8 protein-coding genes and 1 pseudogene are annotated in these 9,053 nt (G+C 67.8%); 3 read left to right on the top strand and 6 right to left on the bottom strand.

Features of this window, described 5'->3' with window-relative positions; genetic code table 11:
- Positions 1-115 (top strand): annotated as a pseudogene (locus ACYVH8_RS10530) (IS5-like element ISCARN85 family transposase); the annotation flags it as partial.
- A 6-nt stretch (positions 116-121) separates the two neighbouring features.
- On the opposite strand, the gene ACYVH8_RS10525 reads toward ACYVH8_RS10530, so the two are convergent.
- On the bottom strand, positions 122-1,354 hold the full coding sequence (locus ACYVH8_RS10525) for an MFS transporter (RefSeq protein ID WP_460488809.1): 1,233 nt from the start codon (positions 1,352-1,354) through the stop codon (positions 122-124).
- A 235-nt stretch (positions 1,355-1,589) separates the two neighbouring features.
- On the opposite strand from ACYVH8_RS10525, the gene ACYVH8_RS10520 reads away from it, so the two are divergent.
- Both ACYVH8_RS10520 and ACYVH8_RS10515 read left to right on the top strand, forming a co-directional pair.
- Positions 1,590-2,027: a hypothetical protein gene (locus tag ACYVH8_RS10520; RefSeq protein ID WP_460488808.1), complete on the top strand. Its 438-nt coding sequence runs from the start codon at positions 1,590-1,592 to the stop codon at positions 2,025-2,027.
- Between the two features lie 50 nt (positions 2,028-2,077).
- On the top strand, positions 2,078-3,052 hold the full coding sequence (locus tag ACYVH8_RS10515; RefSeq protein ID WP_460488807.1) for a cation diffusion facilitator family transporter: 975 nt from the start codon (positions 2,078-2,080) through the stop codon (positions 3,050-3,052).
- A gap of 45 nt (positions 3,053-3,097) precedes the next feature.
- Here ACYVH8_RS10515 and ACYVH8_RS10510 read toward each other — a convergent pair whose 3' ends face one another.
- The 5 genes from ACYVH8_RS10510 to ACYVH8_RS10490 form a co-directional block, all read right to left on the bottom strand.
- A complete protein-coding gene (locus tag ACYVH8_RS10510; RefSeq protein WP_460488806.1) occupies positions 3,098-3,799 on the bottom strand; it encodes a nucleotidyltransferase family protein in 702 nt (233 codons plus the stop codon).
- Positions 3,800-3,837: 38 nt separating this feature from the next.
- On the bottom strand, positions 3,838-4,977 hold the full coding sequence (locus ACYVH8_RS10505; RefSeq protein WP_460488805.1) for a vWA domain-containing protein: 1,140 nt from the start codon (positions 4,975-4,977) through the stop codon (positions 3,838-3,840).
- Positions 4,971-5,864: an AAA family ATPase gene (locus ACYVH8_RS10500; protein WP_460488804.1), complete on the bottom strand. Its 894-nt coding sequence runs from the start codon at positions 5,862-5,864 to the stop codon at positions 4,971-4,973. The genes ACYVH8_RS10505 and ACYVH8_RS10500 overlap by 7 nt, the downstream gene beginning before the upstream one ends.
- On the bottom strand, positions 5,861-6,472 hold the full coding sequence (locus ACYVH8_RS10495) for an SRPBCC family protein (protein WP_460488803.1): 612 nt from the start codon (positions 6,470-6,472) through the stop codon (positions 5,861-5,863). Before ACYVH8_RS10495 ends, ACYVH8_RS10500 begins: the two co-directional genes overlap by 4 nt.
- Positions 6,473-6,630: 158 nt before the next feature.
- Complete coding sequence (locus ACYVH8_RS10490) at positions 6,631-9,045, bottom strand: aerobic carbon-monoxide dehydrogenase large subunit (RefSeq protein ID WP_460488802.1); 2,415 nt, start codon at positions 9,043-9,045, stop codon at positions 6,631-6,633.
- Positions 9,046-9,053 lie beyond the last annotated feature (8 nt).

Genomic DNA, 9,053 nt, shown 5'->3' with positions numbered 1-9,053 from the left:
CAGGCGGCTCAAGGGCTACCGACGCATCTTCTCTCGGTTCGAGAAACTCGATGCAATGTTTCTTGGCTTTCTCAGCTTCGTGCTCGTGGCAGATGGCCTTCGTGGTTTGTGTTAACAGGCCCTAGGCCGCCACAGCCAACGTGCGGCGCGTGCGCCGCATGCGGAAGGCCGTGACCACGAGCGTGAGCTGCACCAGGGCCAGGCCCACAAACAGCGTGCGCCATGCCTGCTGGTCCATCAGCAGGCCGAAGATCAGCGGCGAGATGGCCTGGCCGATGTCCAGGCCCGAATACACCACGCCGTAGACACGCCCGCTGGCGTTCTCGGGCGTGGAGCGCTTGATCAGCAGGTCGCGCGAGGGGCCGGCAAAACCGGCCGCAAAACCCATGAGCGCAAACAGCACGGGGACGGCCAGGGGCGGCAAACTCGTCAGGCCCAGCAGCAGGGAGATGCCCGCCGCCACGGCAAAACCGCCACCCACCACGCGCTCGCTGCGCGCCGGGTCGTTGGCCAGGAAACCGCCCACCAGCATGCCGCCGGCGCTGGCCACCATATAGGCCGTGAGGCACACCGCCACCAGCGACAGCGGCACACCGTGCAGCTGTCGCGCCGCCTCGGGCGCGAAGGCCTGCACCACGCTGAGCGCCACGGCGAAGACGAAGAAGAAGGCAAAACACATCCACACCGCGGGGATGCGCAGGAAGTCCAGCTTGCCCGCGTCGGCCTCGTCCGCCGCGGCGCGTGCCGGCGCACTGGGCGCCAGGGCCAGGCGGCGCCCCTGCCACCAGCACAGCAGCAGCACGGCCAGCACCAGCCCCCCGGCCGCGGCCAGGGACACGCGCCAGGAATACAGCAGGGCCAGGGGCACCAGCAGGGCCGGCGCCACGGCCCAGCCCAGGTTGCCGCTGATGCCGTGCACGCTGTAGGCGTGGCCCAGGCGCGGCGCGCTGACCTTGCGGTTGATCAGTGTGTAGTCCACCGGGTGGAACACGCCGTTGCCCAAACCTGCCACCACGGCAAAGCCCATGAGCATCGCGTAACTGGTGCTCAGTGCAAAACCGAAGGCTGCCAGCGAGAGCAGGCTCAGGCCCGCATACAGCACGGGGCGCGGGCCATAGCGGTCCACCCAGAAGCCCGACAAGGCCTGTACCGTGCAGGAGACCACGAAGAAGATCGTCATGAGGAAACCCAGCTCGGCGTAGCTGACGTTAAAGGCGCCTTTCAGCCAGGGGAACAGCGGCGGCAGCAACAGCTGACTGAAATGGCTCATGAGGTGGGCCAGGCTGATCAGCCCAATCAGGCTGGCATCCTGGCGCAGGGGGGCGGGGGTGGAGGAGAGGCTCGCAGCGCTCATGCCGCGATGGTAATGCAGGCCATGGCACATGGCCGGGTCACTCACCGCGGGCCGCAGCGTGAACTAATGCACGTGATGCCCCACGATTTAATGCGTTGCAGCAAGCACCCCTCTCTTCCGTGAACTTGTCCCTAGGAGATCGCGCACAGGCGATCAAGAATCCAAGCAGAGACCATGCAACACAAGCTCCGCAAGAGAGCCTCAGTTTCGTACAAACCATTTCAGGGGGAAAGCCATGATCATCCTGCCCATCGGCCCAGAATCTGAGCCTGAACACACCGCAGCACCGGTGTCCCGGCCTGCGCCACTGCAAAGCACCCTGCGTGTGCTGGTTTACGGCTTTTCGCCGGCCGAGCGCGAATTGATCCAGGGCATCGTGTCCCTGTCGCAGCGCCGCCCGCTGCGACTTGAATTGACCCGCTCCGAAGCCGCCGACTCGGCCGACGTCATCCTGATCGACGGGGCCGACAAGAAGGTCATGGCCTGGGCCGCCAAGACCCCCATGCTGGCGGGCAAGACCGTGGTCCAGGTCGACGGCCCCGACACGCTCGCCGGCGTCACCCACCTGCAGCGCCCTGTCCAGTGGCCCAAGCTGCCTTCACTGCTGATGCACGCGGTGGATCCCAACTCCTCCCTGCTGAGCACACGCCAGGCACTGGCCTCCACGTTCTGAAACGTCCCCGAGCGCCGTCGGGGCGCTTGGGCACGGGCATACTGGCAGGCATGCCCCACGCGCATTCCCACGACCACTCCCACGACGGGCATGAGCACGATCATGCCCATGGCCACACCGGGCATCACCACCCCGCCCCGGCCGATTTCAACCGCGCCTTTCTCATCGGTATCGTCCTCAACACCGGCTTCGTCGCGGTGGAGGCCTGGTATGGCTGGCAAGTCAACTCCCTGGCCCTGCTGGCCGATGCCGGCCACAACCTGAGCGACGTGGCAGGCCTGCTGCTGGCCTGGGTGGCCGGCCTGGCAGCGCGCCTGCGCCCCGATGCGCGCCACACCTACGGCTGGCAGCGTGCCTCCATCCTCGCCGCCTTCGCCAACGCCGTGCTGCTGCTGGTGGCCATGGGTTCGCTGGGCTGGGAAGCGCTGCAACGCCTGGGCTCGCCCGAGCCCACGCAAGGCTGGGCCATCATCACCGTGGCCGCCATCGGCATCGCCGTCAACACCGCCACAGCACTGCTCTTCCTGCGCGGCGGCAAGCACGACCTGAACGTGCGTGGCGCCTTCCTGCACATGGCGGCCGACGCCCTGGTCTCGCTGGGTGTGGTCATAGCCGGTGCGCTCTACCTCTGGCAAGGCTGGGCCTGGCTGGACCCGGTCATCAGCCTGGTCATCGCTGCTGTCATCGTGGCAGGCACCTGGGGCCTGCTGCGCCAGTCCCTGCACCTGCTCTTCGACGGCGTACCCGCGCACGTCGACCTGCCGGCCGTGCAGGCCTGGCTGGCCGCACGCCCCGGGGTGGCGCGCGTGGACGACCTGCACGTCTGGGCCATGAGCACCACCCGCGTGGCGCTCACCGCCCACCTGGTGATGCCCCAGGGCCACCCGGGCGATGACTTCCTGCGCGAGGCCAGCGATGGGCTGAGGGAACACTTCGGCATTGCCCACGTGACGCTGCAAACCGTGACATCGTCGATGCTGCAACCCTGCCATGAACTGCAGCAGGAACGCGGCCGCAGTCACTGATGCGGTTGACCGTGACTGCCACCCATTGAGCAGTGCATCAGAAAATCACGCCGCCGAGTGAGGAACGCTGGAAAACGCCTGAGGCCATGTGAGAGTGTGGCCGGTACTGGCGGCGAAGCGCTCCAGGTCGTCGGGCGTGTCGATGTCGATGCGGTAATGCCGGTTGTCGGTCTCGAACCAGTGCACGCTCTCGGGGTGCTGCTCGCGCCAGTTGCGGCAGATGAGGTCGGCACTGCCGGCCAGCCACTGCTCGCACAGCGCGGCATCGAACATCACCGGGTTGCCGGGTGCCGTGCTGCCGTCCGCTGCGCTCACGCGCGGCACCACCATGGCCTTGTCGCCGCGTTTGCGGTAGGCACTGATCAGGGCGGTGATGTCCTGCGCGGTGATCAGGGGCTGGTCGGCCAGCGCCACCATCACGGCGTCGATGCGGGGCGACAGGGCCTGCAGCCCGATGCGCACCGACGACGCCTGGCCCTCGTCGGGCGCGGGGTTGTGCACCAGCGTGATGGGCAGGTGCCGGATGGCGGCTTCGATGGCCTGGGCATGGTGGCCCAGCACGACGACGACCTCATCGACACCGGCACCCGACAGGGCCACCAGCTGCCGCATGATCAGCGGCACGCCCCCGAGTTCGAGCAGCGACTTCGGTTTGCCCCCCAGGCGCGAGCCGGCGCCCGCGGCCAGCAAGACGGCGCCCACCGTCATGCGGCTGTAGAGGCCGTTGGCTTTGAACATGCATCCCATACCCGAACTCCTTCAATGTGGTGCGATCACGCCGCCGCTCATCCCAGCGCCTCGATCAGCCGGGGCAACACCGCCTTGAGGCTGGCCAGGTCGCCGGCCGGCGCCAGCAGATCCAGGTGCGGCAAGGCGGCCAGCATGCCCTGGCTGATGGGCGCATAACCCGGCTGCTTGACCAGGGGGTTGAGCCAGACCACCCGCCGCGCACGGCGCCGCAGCTGCGCCAGGGCGCCCGACAGCGCCGCCGGTTCACCCGTATCGTAGCCGTCGCTGAGGATGATGACAGCGGTACGGGAATTCACGATGCGCGCCGCATGCTCGCGGTTGAACTGCGCCAGGCTCTCGCCGATGCGCGTGCCGCCGGCCCAGCCCTGCGCCAGCAGGTGCAGCCGCTCCTGCGCGTGCCAGGGGTCGGGGTCGTGCAGCGCCTGCGAGACCCCGGTCACGCGCGTGTGGAAGATGAAGCTGTGCACGTCACTCCATTCAGCGCTGAGCGCACGCGCCAGCCGCAGGTAGAAAAAACTGTAGAGCACCATGGAGCGGCTCACGTCGATCAGCAGCACCAGGCGCGGGCGCACGCGCCGGCGGTCTTTCCACTGCAGGTGAAAAGGCGTGCCGCCGCTGGCCACGCTGCGCCTGATGGTGGCGGGCAGGTCCAGGCGGCGGCCGTGGCGCGCGCGGGCCTCGCGGCGCAGGCGGATGTGCTTCAACTGGCGGGCGAACTGCCGCATCAGCGCCTCGATGTCCAGCGCATGCTCGCGTTCGGTCAGCGCACGGAAATCGGTCGAATTCAGCACCTCCTGCCGGCTGGCGGTCTGGCGCGGCCGGATGTCCTCGCTGTCGTCGGTGGGCGCGCGGTCGCTGGCCGGGCCCTGCGGCTGGTGGCCGCTGAGAAAACCACTGTCGCGCCGCTCCGGGCGTTGCCACTTGTTGGCGGGCAGGAACCAGGCATCGAACAGCGTGTCGAAACGCCGCCACTCCTCGGCCCGACCGCACAGCAGCGCCCGCAGGCTCCAGCGCAGCATGTTCGGTTCCAGCAGGCCCACGCGTTCGGCCGTGCGCAGCACTTCGACGCCGTCACCCCCGCCCACTGCAAAACCATTGGCGCGCAGAAAACCGGGAAAGCCCGCCAGGCGGGTGCTGGCCCGCGCCTCCAGCGGCGACACGGCCGTGCTCAGCATGCGGCCGCCAGCCGGGCGACGACCTCGCGCGTGAAGGCCACGCGGTCATCGCGCGTCTTGATCAGGGCGCCCAGGGTCTGCAGGATGCGCTCGGCGCCGTCCTTCTCGATCGCCGTGATGTCCAACCGCAGCAGGGCGGCGGCCCAGTCCAGCGTCTCGGCGATGCCCGGCTTCTTCTGCAGCTCCATGCGGCGCACGCTCTGCACGAAGGCCACCACCTGTGCGGCAAGCGCCGCCGGCACCCCGGGCGCTTTCGCGTGCACGATGGCGAGTTCCTTGTCGTAGTCCGGGTAGTCGATGTACTGGTAGAGGCAGCGCCGGCGCAGGGCGTCCGACAGCTCGCGGGTGCCGTTGGAGGTGATCACCACCAGGGGCCGGCTGATGGCGCGCACCGTGCCCAGCTCGGGGATGGAAAGCTGGAAGTCCGAGAGCAGCTCCAGCAGATAGGCCTCGAAGGCCTCGTCGGCACGGTCCACCTCGTCGATCAGCAGCACTGGCGGCTGTTCGCAGCTGATGGCCTCCAGCAGCGGACGCTTGAGCAGGTAGCGCTCGGAAAAGATGTCCTGCTCTTTCTGGGCAATACCTCTGTCGTCGTGTTCGAGCAGCTTGATGGCCAGCAGCTGGCGCTGGTAGTTCCATTCGTACATGGCCGCGTGGGCGTCCAGGCCTTCGTAACACTGCAGGCGGATCAGGCGCGTGTGGCGCAGGGTCGCCAGCACCTTGGCCACCTCGGTCTTGCCGACGCCGGCGTCGCCTTCGAGCAGCAGGGGCCGCTCCAGGTCCTGCATCAGCATCAGCGCCGCCACCAGGCCCGGTTCGGCGATGTAGCCGGCGTGTGCCAGGTCCTGCTGCCAGGCAGCCAGTTCCTGCGCACGCGAGACGCTCATGCCTTCTTCGCCGAGAACAGCGACTTGAACCAGTCCTTGATCACGGCCCAGGCCAAGGCCAGGGCATTCAACTGCGACGGCTGCGCCGGGGGCGTGGACGCAGCGCCAGCCGTGCCCCCTGCTGCGAGCGGCCCGCCGGGCCCGTTCGCCTGCAGGACCTGCACCTTGGCCGCGAAGTTGTCGGCGAACTGCTTGAGCACCTGGTCGGCCACCGAGTTCATCATGCGCCCGCCAAAGGCGGCGGCCTTGCCGCTCATCGACACCTCGCTGTTGCCCACCAGGTTGCAGGCCGTGTCGCTCACCGCCTCGATGCGCGCCGTCAGGTCCATGGACGCGCCCGAGCTGCCGGTGGAGTCCGTCCCCTTGCCGATCAGGCGCAGGGTGCGGCTGGCTGCGTCGATGGCCTTGACCTCCACCCCGCCGCGAAACGACATGCTGGCCGGCCCGAACTTCACTGCCACCGTGCCCTTGTAGTGCTGATCGTCGGTGCGCTCGGTGATGCGCGCGCCGGGCATGCAGCTGGCCACGCCCTCGATGTCCTGCAGCAGCGTCCAGGCCGTCTGCGCCGAGCCGGGCATGGGAAAGGTTTTTTCCAGTGTGACGTTCATTTCTCTTTCACTCTCAAAACAGAAACCGGCGCCGCGGCGCACCAAATGACCAAACCGGGGAACGCCGTGGAACCGGCTCTGCCGGGCCACTGGCGTTGCCCCCTGCATGGGGGGTGGCGTAGCGACACGCAGTGCGCGCAGCCTGGGGGTGTTTCACGTCACCGTTTATTGATGCCCAGCGCATTGCACTGCTGCCAGACGCGGTAGGCGCTGTGCGGCATGTCCATGTGGGTGACACCCAGGTGGGCAAAGGCGTCGATCACTGCATTGCTGAAGCAGGGGATGCCGCCCACGTGCGGCGATTCGGCCACGCCCTTGGCGCCGATGGGGTGGTGCGGGCACGGCGTCACCGTGTGGTCGGTCTCCCAGTGCGGCGTCTCCATGGCGGTGGGCAGGAAGTAGTCCATCAGGCTGTTGCCCAGGTGGTTGCCCTTGTCGTCGAAGGGGATCTGCTGCCCGAAAGCCACCGCGAAGGCCTCGGTCAGCCCGCCGTGGATCTGGCCTTCGATGATCATGGGGTTGATGCGGGTGCCGCAGTCGTCCAGCGCGTAGAAACGGCGCACCTTGGACTCGCCGGTGTACTTGTCGATGTCCACCACGCACAGGTAGGTGCCGAAGGGGTAGGTCAGGTTCGGCGGGTCGTAGTAGGACACGGCGTTGAGGCCCTGCTCCATGCCGGCCGGCAGGTTGCCGGTGTGCGAGACCAGGCAGATCTCCTTCATGGTCTTGTGCTGGCCGGGGTTGCCCTTGACCGTGAATCGGTCGATCTCCCACTCCAGGTCGCCCTCGGCCACTTCGAGCAGGTGGGCCGCGATCTTCCTGGCCTTGTCCTTGATCTTGCGCGCGGCCTGCGCGGTGGCCGCGCCCGAGACCGGCGTGGAACGCGAACCCCAGGTGCCCGCGCCGTAGGGTGACTTGTCGGTGTCGCCCTCCTCCACCACGATGTCGCTGGCGGGCAGGCCCAGCTCGGTGGCGATGATCTGCGCGTAGGTGGTCGCGTGGCCCTGGCCCTGCGTCATGGTGCCCAGGCGGGCGATCACGCCGCCCGTGGGATGCACACGGATCTCGCAGCTGTCGAACAGGCCGATGCCCAGGATGTCGCAGACCTTGGTCGGCCCGGCGCCGACGATCTCGGTGAAGGTGGCCAGGCCGATGCCCATCAGGGTCGGGCTGTTCGGATCGGCGCGCATCGCAGCCTGCTCGGCGCGCAGGCCCTTGTAGTCCACCGCCTCCAGCACTTTCTCCAGCGCCGGGTGGTAGGCCCCGCTGTCCAGCGTCCAGCCCAGCGAGGTGGTGTAGGGGAACTGCTCGGACTTGACGAAATTGCGGCGCCGGATCTCGGCCTTGTCGATGCCCAGCTTCTGCGCCAGCACGTCGATCATGCGCTCGATCAGGTAGACCGCCTCGGTCACGCGCAGCGAGCAGCGGTAGGCCACGCCGCCGGGCGCCTTGTTGGTGAAGACCGCGTCCACACGGCAGTAGGCATTGGGGATGTCGTAGGAGCCGGTGCAGATCGAGAACAGGCCCGCCGGCAGCTTGGTGGCCGAGACATGCGAGTTGAAGGCGCCGTGGTCGGCCAGGGCCGTGAAACGCAGGCCCTTGATGCGGCCGTTCTTGTCGGCCGCCAGCTCACCCACGCCGTGGTAGTCGCGCGCAAAACCGGTGGTGGAGATGTTGTCGATGCGCGACTCGATCCACTTGATCGGCACGCCCGTCACGATGGACGCCACGATGGCGACCACATAACCCGGGTAGATCGGCACCTTGTTGCCGAAACCGCCGCCGATGTCGCCCCCGACCACGCGGATCTTGCTTTCCGCCACGCCCGAGAGCATGGCCAGCACCGTGCGCACCAGGTGCGGGGCCTGCGTGGTCATGTAGACCGTCAGGTAGCCCGTGGCCTTGTTGAAGGAGGCCACGCAGCCGCAGGTCTCCAGCGGGCAGGGGTGCACGCGCGGGTTGAGGATCTCCTCGCGCACCACGATCTCGGCGTTCTTGAAGGCCGTGTCGGCGGCCGCCTTGTCGCCGGCCTCCCAGGTGAAGATGTGGTTGGGATGGGTGCGCGGGCCGTGGCTCAGATCCTTCTTGTCGACGATGTCCTCGCGGATGATGGGCGCGTCCTGGTCCATGGACTTCCTGGGGTCCACGATGGCCGGCAGTTCCTCGTAGTCCACCTCCACCAGGTTGGCGCCGTCGGCGGCCGCGTAGCGGTCGGTGGCCAGCACCATGGCCACTTCCTGCATCTGGAAGCAGACCTTCTTGTCGGCCAGCACGGCCTGCACGTCGCCGCCGATGGTGGGCATCCAGTGCAGGTTGACCGGCTTGAGGTCGTCGGCGGTCAGCACCGCCACCACGCCCGGGCAGGCCAGCGCCTTGCTCTTGTCGATGCCCTTGATGCGGGCGTGCGCATAGGGGCTGCGCACGATGGCGCCGAACAGCATGCCCGGCAGCTTGATATCGTCGACGTAGGTGCCCTGGCCGCGGATGAACTTGGCGTCTTCCTTGCGCAGCAGCGAGGTGCCCATGCCCTGCAGCTTGTCTTCGCGTTCCTTCAGATCAGACATATTGCCCATGTGAATCT

The organism is Curvibacter fontanus, from assembly GCF_054780335.1.
Note: the sequence above shows the minus strand (reverse complement) of the source record. Positions and strands in the feature narration are given on the sequence as shown.

Bases quoted from the DNA above. Each gene is read 5' to 3' on its own strand.
- ACYVH8_RS10525 (WP_460488809.1), bottom strand. From the start codon at position 1,354: ATGAGCGCTGCGAGCCTCTCCTCCACCCCCGCCCCCCTGCGCCAGGAT.
- ACYVH8_RS10520 (WP_460488808.1), top strand. From the start codon at position 1,590: ATGATCATCCTGCCCATCGGCCCAGAATCTGAGCCTGAACACACCGCA.
- ACYVH8_RS10515 (WP_460488807.1), top strand. From the start codon at position 2,078: ATGCCCCACGCGCATTCCCACGACCACTCCCACGACGGGCATGAGCAC.
- ACYVH8_RS10510 (WP_460488806.1), bottom strand. From the start codon at position 3,799: ATGGGATGCATGTTCAAAGCCAACGGCCTCTACAGCCGCATGACGGTG.
- ACYVH8_RS10505 (WP_460488805.1), bottom strand. From the start codon at position 4,977: ATGCTGAGCACGGCCGTGTCGCCGCTGGAGGCGCGGGCCAGCACCCGC.
- ACYVH8_RS10500 (WP_460488804.1), bottom strand. From the start codon at position 5,864: ATGAGCGTCTCGCGTGCGCAGGAACTGGCTGCCTGGCAGCAGGACCTG.
- ACYVH8_RS10495 (WP_460488803.1), bottom strand. From the start codon at position 6,472: ATGAACGTCACACTGGAAAAAACCTTTCCCATGCCCGGCTCGGCGCAG.
- ACYVH8_RS10490 (WP_460488802.1), bottom strand. From the start codon at position 9,045: ATGGGCAATATGTCTGATCTGAAGGAACGCGAAGACAAGCTGCAGGGC.